The following is a 16,377-nucleotide window of genomic DNA, read 5'->3' as shown; positions in this document are numbered from 1 at the left end:
ATTTTTAGTTCGAGGAGTAATTCTGTTCCTAAGTCTATATTTTTATTTAACTCTGTGTTATTCAATTAAATAATTTTTAGCTAACTTGGTTATGCTTGTCAAAAAGAGCATTCTATTTTAATAAAAATGATGATGGCTGATTATAAACAGATCCTTAAAGACATTTCCGGGTTAATCTGCTATTGGGATTTTGAAGGAAATGAACCCTTATGTTCAAAGGGGCCTTACAATTATGTGCTTATTGAAGGAAATGGTTCTATTGAATTTGATAAGGAAGATGTGGCTACAAGAAATGCGGCAGATCTGAAAGAGGGACAATATTTTTATATCAAACGGGAGGACTGTCCGGCTTTAAATATACATGGTCCGGAAGCGCAAATTACTGTCTTATCCTGGGTGAAACGGCAGCTGAAAAGCTATAATCAATGTGAGGCTGTAGCCGGTATGTGGAATGAAACTGAAAAGCTCCGGCAATACTGTCTGTTCCTGAATTTACACATGCATGATAGTGCTGACCAGGTATGCGGACATATATCCGGAGTGGGTGGACCAACTCCAGGACAGAAATGGTGTATGGATGCTGCTATTGGTAATGATCCTGTTGTCTATAATCAATGGTCATTCGCTGGTTTTACTTATGATAGTAAAATGATCCGATCTTATTTGAATGGTCAGCTGGATAGTAGAGCTGAAACTAATCCTTATTCGTATAGAGAAGGTATTTTTGATGGTGGATCAGGTGGATCTGACTTTACAGTAGGAGCCGTACACCGTTTAGGTGAAATGGGAAATAACTTTGTCGGCCAAATCGGTTTCATCGCCGTATTTAACAGGGCTTTAACGGATTCTGAAATAGAGCAGATTTATAAAATCAAAAAGTATTTTTAATCTTCAGCAACAAGACGAATCTCAAAGTCTGAAACTGTTACCAATCTTTCTTTATATAACCCTCCTACACTTTTACGGAATGCATTTTTGCTAATCTTAAAGCGTTGGTAGATTTCCTCAGGACTACTTTTATCACCCAGATTGATTAGGCCGTTATTCTTTTTTAGTTCCTGAAGCAACACATCTTTAGTGTCCAGAATATGGCCATAGCCTGTTGGCTGTAAAGTAAGGTCAATCTTACCTTCAACACGGATCTTTTTAATCCATCCTTTACGTACATCACCAGGTTGAACATTATCAAACACTTCATTATGGTATAAAAGGCCAATGTATTGGTTATTGATGATGGCATTGTACCCTAAATCGGTTTGCTCTGAAATCAATAAACTCACTTCATCGCCTTCTTCAAATTCAAAGTTCTTTTCTTCTACATAATTAGATACACGGGAAGAAGCTAACATGCGGCCATTGCTTTCATCCAGGTAGACATACACGACATAACTTTCACCCTTTTTCATTGGGCGTTTTTGGTCACGTTTAGGGGCATAAAGGTCTTTATCAATTCCAAGATCCAGATATGCGCCGTCTTCTGAGTCATCTACGACTTCCAGAAAAGCAAATTCACCTACAGTGGCATAAGGAGTTTGGTTTGTGGCCAGTAGTTTACCTTCCTTATTCATGAAAGTAAAAACGTTGATGTTGTCACCCGGAATAGCCACATTGGGAGCATGATTATAAGGCATCATTACCTCGGTGTCGCCATCGGTTAACAAAACGCCAACATCTGTTTTTTGTACGATTCTAAGGTAATTGAACTTTCCGATTTCGATCATTGCTATTGTGGTTTTAATCCTTCCGCTATTGTATATGAACATTAGCGGATGCAAAGATAGTAAAACCCGCTTAATAAGTTCTAAAAGAGATGGGTGCCCGTTCATATAGACCAATTAGGTTATAGATTATCAGAATGTTATGTTATTGTTATGATAATTAGATATATCTAATATAGGTGTTAGGTTTATCTAATTATTTATTTATGTTTGCTTAAAAATATGTGTATGAAGATTTTATTACTATTGGTATTTACCTTATTGGTGCTCTATTCTTACTCTCAAAGTGGAGGAATAAGCGGAAGAGTGTTGAATGGCAGGAATCCGTTGCAAACAATTGTTTCTATTTCAAATACTTCTTTATCAATGCCTTCAGATTCATTAGGTCGCTTTTTTATAACTGGAATACCTGTTGGGCTACATGAAATTATTTTCTCTGCAGTAGGCTATGAACGATTAAAACTCAGACTTCAGGTACTGCCTGATTCTATATTAGATCTTCATGTGCACTTGAAGGAAAGCAGGAACTCGTTAAACGAAGTAGTGGTAACGGGCACCATGAAAGAAGTAAGCCGTTTAGAAAGTCCCGTTCCCGTAGAAGTTTATACGCCTAAGTTTTTTCAAAAGAACCCCACACCCAATTTGTTCGAGGCGATTGGATTAGTGAATGGTATAAGGCCGCAATTGAATTGCAACGTGTGCAACACAGGCGATATTCACATTAACGGAATGGAGGGGCCTTATACTTTAGTGCTGATTGACGGAATGCCTATTGTAAGCAGTCTTTCAACGGTATATGGTTTATCCGGAATTCCGAACAGTCTGGTAGAGCGTATTGAGGTGGTTAAGGGGCCGGCTTCTTCTTTATATGGCTCTGAGGCAATGGGAGGGATCATTAACGTGATTACAAAAAGTCCTTCTAAAGCGCCTTTGGTTACCGCTGATGTTTTTGGAACCACATGGGGAGAGTATAATGCAGATGCTGCGATAAAGTTTACAGGAAAAAAGTTTATAAGTCTGGCTGGTTTAAATTATTTCAATTATGCTAACCCTATAGATAATAATAATGATGGTTTTACAGATGTAACCTTACAAAACAGGATTTCCATATTTAACAAATGGGACTTTACAAGAAAAGATAAGCGATTAGCCACCGTAGCACTGCGCTATGTAAACGAAGATCGCTGGGGTGGACAGATGGACTGGAATCCCGAATGGAGAGGATCAGATAGTATTTATGGGGAGAGTATCTATACCCGGAGATGGGAAATGATCAGCAAATATCAGCTGCCTTTTAAGGAGAAAATTATGCTTCAGTTATCGTATAACTGGCACAATCAAAACTCATATTATGGCATTTTACCCTATATGGCTACTCAGCAGGTTGGCTTTGCTCAACTATTCTGGGATAAGACCTTCGGGAAAAAACATAGCTTTTTGTTGGGAGGAACCATGCGCTATACCTGGTATGATGACAATACACCGGGTACCTTGTCTGCAGATGGCCTCCATAATGCTCCGGCAAAAACACCATTGCCTGGCGTTTTCATACAGGATGAATGGAAGTTTTCGGATAAGCAAACCCTCTTATTGGGTTATCGGTATGATTATGACCGCTATCATGGCTCTATTCATTCTCCGCGGGTGGCATATAAGTGGTCACCGGACAAAAACAATGTGTTAAGGGCAAGTTTTGGTACTGGATTTCGCGTTGTAAATTTGTTTACAGAGGATCATGCTGCGCTGACAGGTGCCAGGCAAGTCATCGTAAATGAAGAACTCAATCCCGAAAAATCGTATAACAGCAATTTGAATTATGTGTTAAAAGTGCCTTCCGAATCTTACTATCTAGGCTTCGACCTGACTGGATTTTATTCTTACTTTACCAATAAAATTGTAGGTGATTTTGATCAGGACCCCAATAAGATCATCTATTCTAATTTAAACGGCTATGCGGTATCCCGGGGCATCTCGTTAAACACAGATTTATCTTTTAATTTCCCACTTCAACTTCTTGCCGGTGTAACTTTTCTAGATGTTTATCAGCAAGCAGACCGGGGAAATGGGGAGGAGAGGGTTGTTCAGCTGCACGCGCCAAAATGGAGTGGTAATTATCTGTTTTCTTACACCTATAAGAAAAAGTACACGCTAGATTTTACAGGTACATTTAGCGGACCGATGCGTCTGCCTATTCAGAAAAACGATTACAGGGCAGCTTATTCACCCTGGTTTACTCTTGCCAATATCCAGTTAACCAGGAAGTTTACAAATGGAATGGAAATTTATGGAGGCATTAAGAATCTATTTAATTTTGTACCTAAAGATCCTTTTATGCGCCCCTTTGATCCATTTGATAAAACGGCCAATGATCCTGTAACCAATCCAAACCACTATACCTTTGATACTGAGTACAACTATGCGCCGCTTCAGGGAATAAGGGGTTTTTTAGGAGTCAGGTATACTTTGTTCTAGGGGCGGTTTGCTATCTTTGCGGCATGAAAAATAGTTTTAAAACTGAAATAGACGGGACGCTATTTGAATTTCATACGATGAATGTACAAAGGCTGCAGTTATTTCAGGTATATGTGCTGCATGAAAATGAGAAGTTAAGGTTTCACATGCAAATTGATGCAGAAGGGCGGTTTAAAATTACAGATCCATCGGTATGTCCGGATAAATATGTGCAAATGGAATCTGCCCTTCATGATGCCATCATGGAATATGCAAAAGAGGATGAGGCGTTCCTGAATGCAAAAGAGAGAACGACATGATCCTGTAACAATCAATGAATCAGGTGCTCTAAATTAAAATATTCCGGACGTTTAAAACCTTTAGATATGAATTGGAGAGCACATTTTAAAAAAGAAACGAACAATAACAGAGTAAAAAAAGTCGAAAGCCCGTGAGTGGATTGACACCCTGTTATTCGCCATTATCGTTTCCACTATTATTCGGGGTCTGTTTTTCTCTGCTTATGCCATTCCGTCCGACTCCATGAAGGGCACCCTGCTCAGTGGAGATTATTTATTCGTTAGTAAAATTAGCTACGGTGCACGGATGCCTTTTACGCCTGTACAAGTGCCATTTTTAGAATCAACAGTCACAGCAGATAGTATTAAGACGTATTGGGATGCCGTGAAATTGCCTTATTTCCGTTTGCCAGGTTTGACCGATATAGTGAAGGGAGATATTGTAGTTTTTAATAAGCCCAATGAGGCTGACGTCTCTTATAATAAACCAGTTGATGTAAGGACAAATCTGATCAAACGATGCCAGGCTACACCGGGTGATGTGCTAAAGATCGTGAACGGGATGGTTTATATAAATGGGTCCGTACGACCCAATGCAGCAGATGCGGAAACATCCTATGAAGTAGTTACCAATGGTATTGCAATTAATCCCAGGGTATTACATGATATGAATATTGATGTGGTACAACAAAGGAATACGGATTCATATGAAATGATCATTCCAAATCAGTACCTGAATAGTTTTAAAATGTACGCATGGGTTAAAAATGTGACCCCTGTTGTGGAGATGGCAGGAGCGTATGATCAGGCAGTTTTCCCTCATAATGAAAAGTTTAAATGGAATCAGGACAATTACGGTCCCATAATGTTACCTAAAAAGGGGTTAAAAGTTCCTCTGAATGACTCTACATTGGTTTTATATCGCCGTGCTATTGAGCTGTATGAGAACAATAAGGTACTAGTCAAAGGAAATAAAGTGTGGATTAATGGTGAAAAAGCGGATAGTTATACCTTTAAAATGAATTACTATTGGATGATGGGTGACAATCGCCATAATTCTCTTGACTCTCGTTTTTGGGGTTATGTTCCTGAAGATCATGTTGTTGGTAAAGCGCTGATCACATGGTTGAGTCTCGACCCCACCGAAGGGTTTTTAAGTAACATTAGGTGGAGCCGAATCATGAAGCCTATTAATTGAGAGTGGATGGTGTTTATTTTTTAAGCTATTTAGCTTAAAACACGCTCTAATTGGCTGAATAGGATTACTTTTGCTTTTTAATGCATTTCAGCTCTCTCTACATTTGAAGGGATGGCTCGTGATCAAATAAACACCATACATGTATGCCCATTATTTTCAATAAATTTAAGGAACACCAGGCTAGCCCTTTAGCTGAAATACTTATACTAGGTACTTTTAATCCGGATACGATTGACGGTCCTGATTTTTATTACGGTAGGTCAAGAAACTTTTTATGGCATTTATTACCGGAATGCTGGGGCGTAGAGGACCTTAAAGAGGCTGAACTTAAGTACAAGAAGGCGTTTATGCAGCAATATAAAGTAGACTTTGCTGATGTTATTGATGCTTTAGAAATTCCCGAAGGAGAAGAAGAGAATGTGGATGATGCTTTTATAGATAGTCATGTGAAGCAATGGAATAACATCATTGGAATCATAGATATGATGCCTCAATTAAAGGCTGTTTATTTCACGAGGAAAACTTTTAATGGCATTCCTAATATGCGCACTCAAATGAAGCTTGTTTCTACGCATTGCCTGCAAAAAGGGATCCGGTTTTGTAAACTGGATACTCCCGCTCGTTATCATAGTCCGGAGAAACAAAAACAATGGGTGGATACTATTATTCTGCAAAACACCTGTCTAAGGGTATAATTTGTTAATCTTCTTGTTCCTTATGACTGCTTTTCAGGTTTGCAAAATTAGACAGGAGAAAAATTATGGTGATAAAGGCCAGGATAACTTCCAGACATACCAGATACTTTGCAGATAGGGAATAAGGAAGGATATCGCCTAATCCTGTAGTTGAAAAAATAGTCACACTAAAATAAAAAAAATCGCAAAACGTTATTAGAGGATCTCCAGGAGTGGTGATTCCTGTGAATGCGGATGGATATATTTGGAACAGCGTAAAATAGTCTGCAGCATAGGATAATATCACCAGGGATATGTTAATGGACATGACTTTCATGAAGTAGGAAAAGTTATTTACAACTGAAAGGTCCTTAACCTTTTTGAAACTATGTGTTAGGAAATAGATGGTTTTAAGCGTAGCTACTGTAAGAAATATCATATGATGTTTCTCCGGTTCAATCAGATCATATTCATCAATGTAATAAAACGACAAAGCCAAGGCTATAACAGCAATATGCTGCAAAATCATGGATATATTCCGGTTCATCTGTTTAAGATATAGGTGGCTGTATCAGTTAAGTTTTCATGCAGATTTTGAAGGACACTATAGGTATGCGCATCACTAAAATTCAATTTTTCTAAAAGAGCAACTGATTTCAAGTTTTGTGTTGATGAAAAGGCAGTAATAGATTGTACGTTCATTTGTTCAAAACCAAATTGAATAACCATCTTAGCCGCTTCAATCATCAGCCCTTTGCCTTGAGATGCGGGTAGCATTTCATACCCTATTTCTACTATTTCGCTCATACTATTAAAGTTCCAAAAGCAGATAGTACCGATTAAAGTAGTACTTTCCTTCAATGTAATCGCCCAGGTAACACTTTTTTTTTCTTTAATTAGACTTTCAATCATACGGATATGCGATTCAGCATCCTCTATACAGGTTGAAGCTTCCCGATCTATATATTTATTAACGCTTTCATTGGATCGTAATAAATGAATCTCAGCAGCATCATCCACACGAAGTGGTCTTAATATCAAGCGTTCTGTTAACAAAACTGGAATTTGTATAAAATCTAGATATAGCATGATTGTTCTCTACAGTTTAAATATTTGTTTGTGTAGCTTAGCTTTAATAAACTTAAGTTATTCAAATTAATTAAGATAATAAATATTCCGTTGTAGCGGTTTTCTATAGACATTAAAACAAACAAATGCACCCTCATAAAACGAATGCTGCCCGGATACTTGATAAAATACCTGTTTCTTACGATCTGATCAGCTATCCGGTTGATGAAGATCACCTGAATGCGATCCATATAGCCGAACAATTAGGGCAGCCTACTGAGCAGGTATTTAAAACCATACTGGTCCGGGGTGATAAATCAGGTGTTTTCGTGTGTGTTATTCCTGGTGCTCTGGAAGTCAATCTTAAAAATGCGGCCAGTGTATCTGGTAATAAAAAGGTGGAGACGGTAGCAGTGAAAGAGCTTTTCCCCCTAACGGGGTATATCAGAGGCGGCTGTTCACCTATAGGCATGAAAAAAAAGTACCCGGTTTACCTCGATAAACACGCTTTAAACTTTTCTTCTATCTATATTAGCGCTGGTCAAGGTGGATTGCAATTTAAATTGAATCCCACAGATCTGATACAGGTTGTAGAGGCCATTATTTGCACATTAACTGATACAAATCCATAACTCTTTATGCTTTCCGAAAAAATAAAAATTAGTACTAAAAATAGCCATCAGTCACTCGAAAACAAATTGATTGTCCCAATGAAATCCATTCATGATCGGGAAAGTCTATCACAGTTATTAGTGCTGTTTTATAGCTTTTTTGGAGGTCTGGAAATTAACATCAATAAACACATTGATTATACTTTTTTGCCCGATTATGCAGATCGCCGGAAAACAGCAGCTCTGGTTAATGATCTGAATCAATTAGAAACAGCACTTCCATCACTGGCAAGCAATGACGATTTGCCAGAAATAAATAATCATTTACAAGCATTAGGTGCCCTTTATGTGATCGAAGGATCTACTTTGGGAGGTAAATTTATAAGCAAAATGGTACGGCAGCAAATAGATCTTCCTATAGTTACAGGATTGTCTTTTTTTGACGGATATGGAAGTAATACAGACTCGATGTGGCAGCTTTTTAAACAATTTATGGATCAGCCATTAAAAGCGAATGAAGAGGCTATGGTGATTCAATCTGCTAATGATACGTTTGCAAAATTTAGCCAGTGGGTGGATAAGACCAATACATTCAGCTTAGTTTGATAATTAGAATTGCACACTATCCTTGTCTTTTAACAGCACCTCTACAATGCGGTCTAAATCAGGACAATCCTGTGTGGTATCCATGGCATAGGGTTTGTATTATAGTAAAATTAAAACGGTTTACCTATATGAAGTTAAGTGCAAGAAATCAATTAAAAGGAAAGGTCCTTAAAGTGGATGAAGGATTAATAACAGCAAAAGTCACACTTGACTTAGGGAATGGAAATATTATAACTGCTATTATTTCCAAGGATGCAATCACTGATCTTAACCTTAAGGCAGACGACATGGCCTATGCCATTATCAAATCAACAGAGGTTATTATAGCTATAGACGAATAGATATATGATTGAAGTAGAATGCCGGATTTTAATTAAAAAAGATAAACAGATTTATCTTGATCAAACTAAGATCAGTCTGTTACTGCATATTCAACAAAATGGAAGTCTTCGATCAGCAGCAAAAATTATGGGGATATCGTATCAGCATGCATGGAATTTGATCAATGATATGAACACGGTTGCCGTTGAACCACTGATTATTAAACAGCGGGGAGGAACAAGTGGGGGAGGAGCAACGCTTACTTCCTCTGGCCTTCGAGTTCTGAATGAATATCAACAGATCGAAAAACAAGTAAACCTATTTGTAAAGCAAATAAATGCTGAAATTAATATGTGATTTTTTTACCTATCGTTATCTCTTCAAGTTTATATCGATTATATACATTCTACCCTATCATCAATGAAATTACACTTCACTTTATTTTGCACTCTTTACCTGTTTGTTTTATCTTTTTCTTGCCAAGGGCAGGAAGTCCTTCTGGATGGCGAATTCAGACCCCGATTTGAATACAGAAATGGTTTTAAATCCCCATTAGCCGATTCATTAAAAGCAGTAGGCATTGGTCTTCAGCGTACCCGTCTTGGTGCAAACTATAAAAGTAATGCGATCATTGCGCAATTAACTATGCAGGATAGCCGGATTTATGGAGCAACGGATATTAAACAGACGGCCAGTTTGGGCATTTATGAAGCCTATGCGGAATTACTGTTAATGCAGGGCCTTTCTGTGAAGATCGGTAGACAGGGCCTCCAATACGAAGATGGAAGGTTGTTCAGTCTTGCACCATGGAGCAATACGGGCAGTGCACATGATCTGGCTATGTTGAAATATAACAACAGTAGCTTTGAAGCAAATCTTGCATTTGGCTATGGCAATAAAAATGATATTTTAAGTGAAGCTGTGTATGATGTAACCGGTATGTATAAAGACATCTCCATTTTATGGATGAAAAAAACAATCCTGAATGGTTTAAATCTCTCCTTACTAGGGGTGCAGGAAGGCTTTCAGGAAGGAACCACAGCAGCACTGATAAAAAATTTATACCATCGGAATACCATGGGCGGTACGTTAGAATTAAAAAATGATTCTATCCCACTTAGTTTCCTGATGACTGCCTATGCACAATCCGGGAAAAGTAATGCTTCTACAGATTTGAAGGCGTATTTATTAGCTTTTAAAGTAAATAATAAGTTCAGCAGTTCCTTCGGGTTATCGCTGGGTGCAGATTATATTTCCGGTACATCTCCTGAAACAGTTAGTACTCAAAATAATACTTTCAATAAGTTATACGGCGTAAATCATTTGTTTAATGGGTTTATGGAATATTGGGCAACCTTACCTAAGGCTGGACTGATCGATTATCTTGCTGCAGTATCTTATCCCGGTAAAAGTAAATTATCTGCTGATCTAACCTTTCATCACTTCTTACTGGCAAAACAAATGATAGTAGATAAACTGGAAGTGCGTCGTAATATCGGTTCTGAACTTGACTTGGTGTTCAACTATAAACTCACGAAAGAAGCAGCCATTCAGCTTGGCTATTGTTCTTATTTTACTACGGATGGAACCAGGGCGCTAAAAAAGGTAACTCAAGATAGTCATTTTCCTCAATATGCATACCTCATGTTCACCATTAAACCACAGTTATACAAAACACCAGAAGTCAACTAATTAATGCCTTAACCCTCGGTTTTAATCTTTATAAAAATCAAAATGAAAAAAATACTTTTAAGCCTGCTTGTTTTGTTTTCTTTGCATACAACAGCTCAAACCATTAAAGTGGCAGCAGCCGCTAATCTTCGCTATATCCTTGAGGAGATCAAAACTAACTATGTAAAGTTGAATCCTAAAACACACCTTGTATTAACTATTGGGTCATCGGGTACTTTATATCAACAAATTATAAATGGAGCATCTCATGATATTTTCATGGCTGCTGATAAAATATTTCCTGAAAAACTTAAAGCGCAGGGTGCCGTTATAGGTGAAGTTAAAACCTATGCTTATGGTAAATTGGCAATATGGAGCAATTCTGTTGATGTGAAAAGCATGAATATACTCCTATCTGAATCAGTAAAACACATTGCAGTAGCAAAACCAGACTTAGCTCCATATGGAGAAAGGGCGATTCAATGTCTTAAATACTATCATTTATATGATCAGGTGAAAGATAAATTAGTATTCGCTGATAACATCTCACAGGCTGCCCAGTTTGCACAAACCGGAAATGCAGAAGTTGGTATTCTTGCACTTTCTCTGGTAAAAACCCCTGAAATGAAAGGAAGCTATATCATGCCTGATCCTAAAAGTTACAAACCAGTTGAACAGGCTATGGTATTGGTTAAAGGGTTTCAGTACAATCCCGGGGCGGCTAAATTTATGAAGTTCGTGATGAGTGCAGCCTGCAAACCTATATTTGAAAAATATGGATATATTGTACCTTAATCTGCAAAAATTAAAAGCTCCTCATTCAAAACGTTCTAATGGATATCGATTTTCTAATCACACTTTGGATCACATTAAAATTAGCCTTGCTGACCACTTTTATTCTTGTTCTGCTAGGGATGCCTGTTGCCTATGGATTAGCCTACACCAAATTCAAGGCTAAACCACTGGTCGAAGCGCTGATTAGTATGCCAATGGTTTTGCCCCCTTCCGTAGTGGGCTATTATGTGTTATTGGTGTATAGTCCACGTAATGCCTTTGGTGCATGGCTTGCGCAGACTTTGGATATCAGACTAGCCTTTTCTTTTTCCGGGATCCTGTTAGCCTCTGTTCTGTTTAGCCTTCCTTTTATGGTGCAGCCTCTCCTTAGTGGATTACGATCTTTACCCGATAGTTTGTCCGAAGCTTCATATACGCTTGGTAAGTCGAAAACGACCACATTCTTTCGTGTCCTACTGCCCAATGTCAAATCATCTTTTATAACCGCCGTTGCGCTTACCTTTGCGCATTGTATTGGTGAGTTTGGTATTGTGCTGATGGTTGGAGGAAATATTCCAGGAGAAACGCGCGTAGCCTCCATCGCTATTTACGATGAAGTTCAAGCATTAAACTTTGCCCTTGCTGATCAGTATGCTATTATCCTATTTGGTATCTCTTTCGTTCTCCTTGCTGTAATTTATAGTGTCAATAGAAAAAATGATCAATGGAAAGTCCTGTAATATATATTGATATCGAAAAAACGATAATTACTCCCAGTGGTAAGATGAACCTGGTATTTAAATCAGAGATTGCCAGTGGTGAACTTCTTGCCTTGTTCGGCGCTTCAGGAGAAGGCAAAACCACTTTGCTCCGAATGCTGGCAGGACTCACTAAACCTGATAAGGGGATTATTAAATATGGAGAGAAGGTCTGGTTCGATTCTTTTAAGGGCATCCATGTCGCCTCTCAGAACCGGAATATAGGCTTTATGTTTCAGGATTATGCCCTGTTTCCAAATATGACCATAGAGGGGAATATTCGGTATGCTCAGACTACCAAGGATGAAGAAATGGTTGATCAGCTTCTGGAGCTCTTTGGTTTAACTGGTTTCCGAAAACAGAAACCTGATAAATTATCTGGCGGACAAAAACAGCGTGTTGCTCTCGCTCGTGCCCTTGCCCGAACGCCCGATATTTTATTGCTAGATGAGCCCTTTTCTTCTCTTGATTACAAGATGCGTCTCTCCATACAAACGGAAATAAAAAAAGCTTACCAGTTTAAGCAGACTACCATGATTATTGTAAGTCACGACCCCGCAGAGATCTTACGTTTGACAGAACGAATTATCTGTATTGAGAACGGTGCGATTGTGCGAACAGGCACTCCTAAAGAAGTTTTTGCTGATTATGAAATAATTACTTTTAATAGTTAGTGATCAAAAATTAACCAATATACTTAAGTAGTTAGGATGTATGATTGATCATTTCTTTAAAAATGACGTGCCGGCCTTTATGTTGAATTAGGGATGTAGTCAATGATTAAATCAATTTATTTTTAGAATAAAGCTGTAGTTTCTATTCTTCGCGTACAGACTCTATTTTTCTTTATTAAGTTTATTGAAGTATGAAAGGTAATTATCCGTCATTTTCTTCCAGTTAAATTGCTGTTTTGTGAAATTTATAATGTCATCACGGCTCATTCTTTCAGCCACTTCCGGTTCTTTTACAATATGATTCAAAGCACCAATCCATGCATTTGCATCCTTAGTTGGTAAAAGAATGCCATTTTCCCCTTGTTTAACAGCATCAGTAATCCCCTCTATGCCTGAAGCGATTACTTTAGTACCACACATTGATGCTTCCAACCCGACAAGACCAAATCCTTCCATATCGCCTTTAATATAGATATTGGGCATAATAAAGGCTTCTGCAACCCCTAAAATATGAATGATGTCTGAAAATGGTAACTTCCCTAAATTTTTAACTTTATCTGAAATACGAGGATTTTCAATGAGTATGTTAATCGCTTGTCTGTCCGATGGATAGCCTAGAAAGAGCTCTATTGGGCTTCTGATAATTGACGGTGTATGTTGAAATAGATAATTTTTAAAACAAGCCTTTTCGTCAACAGAAGGTCCAATAAGTAAAAGTATAAGGTCTTCATTCAACTTTGGAAGTACATTTTGTATAAACCATGAAAACCCTTTGCGTTTAACAGGTCTTCCCATTGCCACCAGTATTCTTTTACCTGTACAATCCAGGTGATACTTAGTTTTAAGCATTATAAGTACATCAGATCTCGAAAGCGAAGGCATGATGCTGTTATCAACTCCATTATTAATAACAACTACTTTGTCTTTTGAAATACCTCTTAAAATACAAGCTTCAGCAGTAGCCCTGCTTACTGCAAAAATTAAATCAAAGCGGTTAAATTTCGGAAGTATAAGATGTTGATATATTCGGGAAGGGAAAACTATATCCAGGCCATGCACTGTCATCGTTCTTTTAAGATGAGGATATCCCTTATGTGTTAAACTCCAGGCACCTATTAAAGCATCGTTAAAATGTATGATTGAAATACCTGGATTTTCTTTACAGAGTAGGAGAATCCTCCGGTTAAGCTTTAAAAAGAAACTCAGCCTGCTTTCCTTTCCTTCATAAACGATACTATGCACTTGAAGATCGGCCTTTAATCCATTAATGAGTTCATAGCTCTGTTTCTCCATCCCTCCTAAAGCGGGTGGATATTTGTGACTAATAAACAGAATTTCCATTCAGTGTTTTTAAGTTTGAAATCCTGATTCGATACATAAACCAATAGATAATAAAGCCTATCCCTATCCAGGTAAGTTGTCTTGAACGTCTTAGTATAGATGCCGTAGTCCAAATTTCAACTCCAGTTATTCCTACTGCAGCGAGCATGATCTTGTTGCCAAATTCTTCAATTCCTACCTGTCCTGGAATAAAGACCCCTGCGGCTTTGAAAAATATGACACCCATATCAACTAGCAATGCTTGTACGATATGGATGTTAACACCTAAAAATTGCAGTATAAGATAGAATTCGATACAACCTGCAATCCAGTGTAACAGCGCAAAAAATATTGCCAGTACAAGAGTCTTTTTGTTATCTTCAAAAAGATTTGCAATATCTTGCTTAAGCTCTAAGATTTTTAATCTGATTTTTATTGTTCTCTCATATACTGTTAAACCAAACCTGGTTCTCAGCATTAAAATCTTTAACCTTCTTCTAAAAACAAATAAAGAAACGACAATTAAGAAAAGAATAGCAATAGTTGTAAATGTAAATTCTAAATGAATGGGCGAGCTTATAATGGTTGAACTTTTAAATAGAAGAACGCTGAGTGCAAAGGAAAATAAAATGAGCTGTGTTACAATCATAATAACCCTGGAAACCAATATGGAAGAGAGAATCGCTTTTTTTTCAATTCCATGCTCTTGTAAAAGATGAGCTTTCACCGTTTCTCCAACCAATATGCCTGCAGGGTTCAGTAAACTTGCCGTTTCACCCACATGCCGAATCAAAAATAATTTGACAAGCGAAATATCTACAGCCTGCTCAGCCATACAGTACTTCCAACTTAAGGTACCCAAAACATAGGCAATACCTGTAATGGCAATTAGATAAATAAACTTAAATCCAATTTTTTGTATAGAAGAGATGACGTATCTATAATCTATGGCATAGACGAAGATGATCAAAGAAACAATAACGCAAATCAGTATTAAAACCTTTATAAACTTCATCGAAGGACATTAAACAGCAACCTGCAGCGATTCAGCAGAAAGAAATTGTATATCTTCAAAATACGTTTGAACCAGTTGTTGCCAGTTGCACCGTTTACTATATGCCAATCCCGCCTTTGAAAACTGTTCCCGAAGCATTTCGTTTTCCAGCAGTAACTGTATTTTACTCATGTAATCCATTGCGTTTTCTGCATCGCATTTCAAACCATTTACTCCATCTTCAATGAAGTCTTTAGAACCACCCCCATCTGCGATTACGCAAGGTAATCCCGATGCCATTGCCTCTAACACCACATTTCCAAAGGTCTCCGAAATAGAAGGGAAAAGAAAAATATCAGATGAAGCATATAAAACAGCCAGGTCCTCATGATTCTTTTTGCCAACAAAAAAAGCTTTAGGCATTCTTGCTCTGCACGCATCTTCAGCTATCCCATCCCCTGCAATTAAAAGGTTAATGTCTATTTTCTTTTTGATTAATTCATCATAAACACCAAATAGGGTCTCCAGGTTCTTTTCCCAAACCAATCTGCTTGCAAATAGGATAGTTGGAAATGTGTTTTCTGTAATTTTCCTAATGATACCTAAGTCTTTTTTTGTCGGTGAGAAAATAGAGGCATCGAACCCTCTTTTCCATATTTTTAAACGACTACCCTCAATCCCCATGTCACATAATTCAGCTGAAATGCTTTCTGAAGGTACATAGGTTAAGTTACTCTGATTATAGAATTTTCTTTGACTCTCAGCGATCATAGGTTTAATAGCACCAATTAGAAATGAGGCATGCTTTAAATAGTAATCAATATAAGATATAAAGTGGGTATGGTAAATTGATATAATGGGAATGAGTCGCCGACGCGCATATTTCATTGCAAAGTGTCCCAATAGGGAAGGTGTAGCAATATGTACTACGTCTGGATAAAAACTTAACAGCTTTTCCTTAATTCTGCTCTGCGCAAAAACAGGTAAAGCCATTTTATAAGTATGATTAACCGGCAGTGTAATAGTAGGAATACGCATGCATTCAAATCCGTAAAGTTGATCGGGCCCTACTCCACAAATAAAAAGAAATTCAAAATCCTCTGGATTGATTCTTTTTATAAGCTGAAACATGGTACGTGAAGCACCATCAAAATCTTCTATTAAAATTTCAGCAAAAAATGCCACTTTAATCCTCTTCATAATCAAACTTTGGATGGCAAGCTACCATCTTCTTGTTACT

The 16,377-nt window shown here is 37.7% G+C and carries 19 protein-coding genes; 13 read left to right on the top strand and 6 right to left on the bottom strand.

The annotated features are described in order from the left end of the window. The first annotated feature begins 126 nt into the window (after positions 1 to 126). Positions 127 to 888, top strand: a complete 762-nt coding sequence (locus tag BFL47_RS01935) for a LamG-like jellyroll fold domain-containing protein (protein WP_069658112.1) — start codon at positions 127 to 129, stop codon at positions 886 to 888. Here the strand turns inward: BFL47_RS01935 and BFL47_RS01930 are convergent. Beyond that, a complete protein-coding gene (locus BFL47_RS01930; protein WP_069658211.1) occupies positions 885 to 1,721 on the bottom strand; it encodes a CvfB family protein in 837 nt (278 codons plus the stop codon). The two genes, BFL47_RS01935 and BFL47_RS01930, sit on opposite strands and share 4 nt — an antisense overlap. Positions 1,722 to 1,946: 225 nt before the next feature. Here BFL47_RS01930 and BFL47_RS01925 point away from each other — a divergent pair, with 225 nt between their 5' ends. The 4 genes from BFL47_RS01925 (at position 1,947) to BFL47_RS01910 (ending at position 6,361) form a co-directional block, all read left to right on the top strand. Continuing rightward, positions 1,947 to 4,190 (top strand): TonB-dependent receptor, encoded by a 2,244-nt coding sequence (locus BFL47_RS01925; RefSeq protein WP_069658111.1) that lies wholly within the window; start codon positions 1,947 to 1,949, stop codon positions 4,188 to 4,190. 23 nt (positions 4,191 to 4,213) lie between these two features. After that, a complete protein-coding gene (locus BFL47_RS01920; RefSeq protein ID WP_069658110.1) occupies positions 4,214 to 4,489 on the top strand; it encodes a hypothetical protein in 276 nt (91 codons plus the stop codon). A 139-nt stretch (positions 4,490 to 4,628) separates the two neighbouring features. Further along, positions 4,629 to 5,666: a signal peptidase I gene (gene lepB, locus BFL47_RS01915; RefSeq protein WP_317042922.1), complete on the top strand. Its 1,038-nt coding sequence runs from the start codon at positions 4,629 to 4,631 to the stop codon at positions 5,664 to 5,666. A gap of 143 nt (positions 5,667 to 5,809) precedes the next feature. Beyond that, the gene (locus tag BFL47_RS01910; RefSeq protein WP_069658109.1) at positions 5,810 to 6,361 is read left to right on the top strand and encodes a uracil-DNA glycosylase family protein; all 552 of its coding nucleotides are present in this window, start codon (positions 5,810 to 5,812) and stop codon (positions 6,359 to 6,361) included. 4 nt (positions 6,362 to 6,365) lie between these two features. On the opposite strand, the gene BFL47_RS01905 is transcribed toward BFL47_RS01910, so the two are convergent. Continuing rightward, positions 6,366 to 6,887, bottom strand: a complete 522-nt coding sequence (locus BFL47_RS01905) for an ion channel (RefSeq protein WP_069658108.1) — start codon at positions 6,885 to 6,887, stop codon at positions 6,366 to 6,368. Beyond that, a complete protein-coding gene (locus BFL47_RS01900; RefSeq protein ID WP_069658107.1) occupies positions 6,884 to 7,429 on the bottom strand; it encodes a GNAT family N-acetyltransferase in 546 nt (181 codons plus the stop codon). Before BFL47_RS01900 ends, BFL47_RS01905 begins: the two co-directional genes overlap by 4 nt. Positions 7,430 to 7,554: 125 nt before the next feature. Here BFL47_RS01900 and ybaK point away from each other — a divergent pair, with 125 nt between their 5' ends. The 8 genes from ybaK (at position 7,555) to BFL47_RS01860 (ending at position 12,823) form a co-directional block, all read left to right on the top strand. Then, entirely contained in the window at positions 7,555 to 8,040 is a 486-nt protein-coding gene (gene ybaK / locus BFL47_RS01895; RefSeq protein WP_069658106.1) for a Cys-tRNA(Pro) deacylase, read from the top strand. Positions 8,041 to 8,046: 6 nt separating this feature from the next. Continuing rightward, positions 8,047 to 8,625: a biliverdin-producing heme oxygenase gene (locus BFL47_RS01890; protein WP_069658105.1), complete on the top strand. Its 579-nt coding sequence runs from the start codon at positions 8,047 to 8,049 to the stop codon at positions 8,623 to 8,625. A gap of 128 nt (positions 8,626 to 8,753) precedes the next feature. Beyond that, positions 8,754 to 8,966, top strand: a complete 213-nt coding sequence (locus BFL47_RS01885; RefSeq protein WP_069658104.1) for a TOBE domain-containing protein — start codon at positions 8,754 to 8,756, stop codon at positions 8,964 to 8,966. A 4-nt stretch (positions 8,967 to 8,970) separates the two neighbouring features. Next, the gene (locus BFL47_RS01880; RefSeq protein WP_069658103.1) at positions 8,971 to 9,303 is read left to right on the top strand and encodes a winged helix-turn-helix domain-containing protein; all 333 of its coding nucleotides are present in this window, start codon (positions 8,971 to 8,973) and stop codon (positions 9,301 to 9,303) included. Between the two features lie 63 nt (positions 9,304 to 9,366). Beyond that, on the top strand, positions 9,367 to 10,638 hold the full coding sequence (locus BFL47_RS01875) for an alginate export family protein (protein ID WP_069658102.1): 1,272 nt from the start codon (positions 9,367 to 9,369) through the stop codon (positions 10,636 to 10,638). 42 nt (positions 10,639 to 10,680) lie between these two features. After that, a complete protein-coding gene (modA, locus tag BFL47_RS01870; protein WP_069658101.1) occupies positions 10,681 to 11,412 on the top strand; it encodes a molybdate ABC transporter substrate-binding protein in 732 nt (243 codons plus the stop codon). A gap of 38 nt (positions 11,413 to 11,450) precedes the next feature. After that, positions 11,451 to 12,131 carry a molybdate ABC transporter permease subunit gene (gene modB / locus BFL47_RS01865; protein WP_069658100.1) on the top strand — a complete coding sequence of 227 codons (681 nt, stop codon included), beginning with the start codon at positions 11,451 to 11,453 and terminating at the stop codon, positions 12,129 to 12,131. Next, entirely contained in the window at positions 12,116 to 12,823 is a 708-nt protein-coding gene (locus tag BFL47_RS01860) for an ABC transporter ATP-binding protein (protein WP_069658099.1), read from the top strand. Before modB ends, BFL47_RS01860 begins: the two co-directional genes overlap by 16 nt. A gap of 162 nt (positions 12,824 to 12,985) precedes the next feature. Here the strand turns inward: BFL47_RS01860 and BFL47_RS01855 are convergent, their stop codons facing one another. The 3 genes from BFL47_RS01855 to BFL47_RS01845 are packed head-to-tail and all read right to left on the bottom strand — an operon-like array spanning position 12,986 to position 16,337. Further along, positions 12,986 to 14,164 carry a glycosyltransferase family 4 protein gene (locus BFL47_RS01855; RefSeq protein ID WP_069658098.1) on the bottom strand — a complete coding sequence of 393 codons (1,179 nt, stop codon included), beginning with the start codon at positions 14,162 to 14,164 and terminating at the stop codon, positions 12,986 to 12,988. After that, the gene (locus BFL47_RS01850) at positions 14,145 to 15,158 is read right to left on the bottom strand and encodes a lysylphosphatidylglycerol synthase transmembrane domain-containing protein (RefSeq protein WP_069658097.1); all 1,014 of its coding nucleotides are present in this window, start codon (positions 15,156 to 15,158) and stop codon (positions 14,145 to 14,147) included. The genes BFL47_RS01855 and BFL47_RS01850 overlap by 20 nt, the downstream gene beginning before the upstream one ends. A gap of 9 nt (positions 15,159 to 15,167) precedes the next feature. Further along, positions 15,168 to 16,337 carry a glycosyltransferase family 4 protein gene (locus tag BFL47_RS01845; protein ID WP_069658096.1) on the bottom strand — a complete coding sequence of 390 codons (1,170 nt, stop codon included), beginning with the start codon at positions 16,335 to 16,337 and terminating at the stop codon, positions 15,168 to 15,170. Positions 16,338 to 16,377: the final 40 nt, after the last annotated feature.

The organism is Arcticibacter eurypsychrophilus, from assembly GCF_001730525.1.
In the GTDB taxonomy this organism is placed as follows: Bacteria; Bacteroidota; Bacteroidia; order Sphingobacteriales; family Sphingobacteriaceae; genus Arcticibacter; species Arcticibacter eurypsychrophilus.
This window is presented reverse-complemented; position numbering and strand designations above follow the sequence as displayed.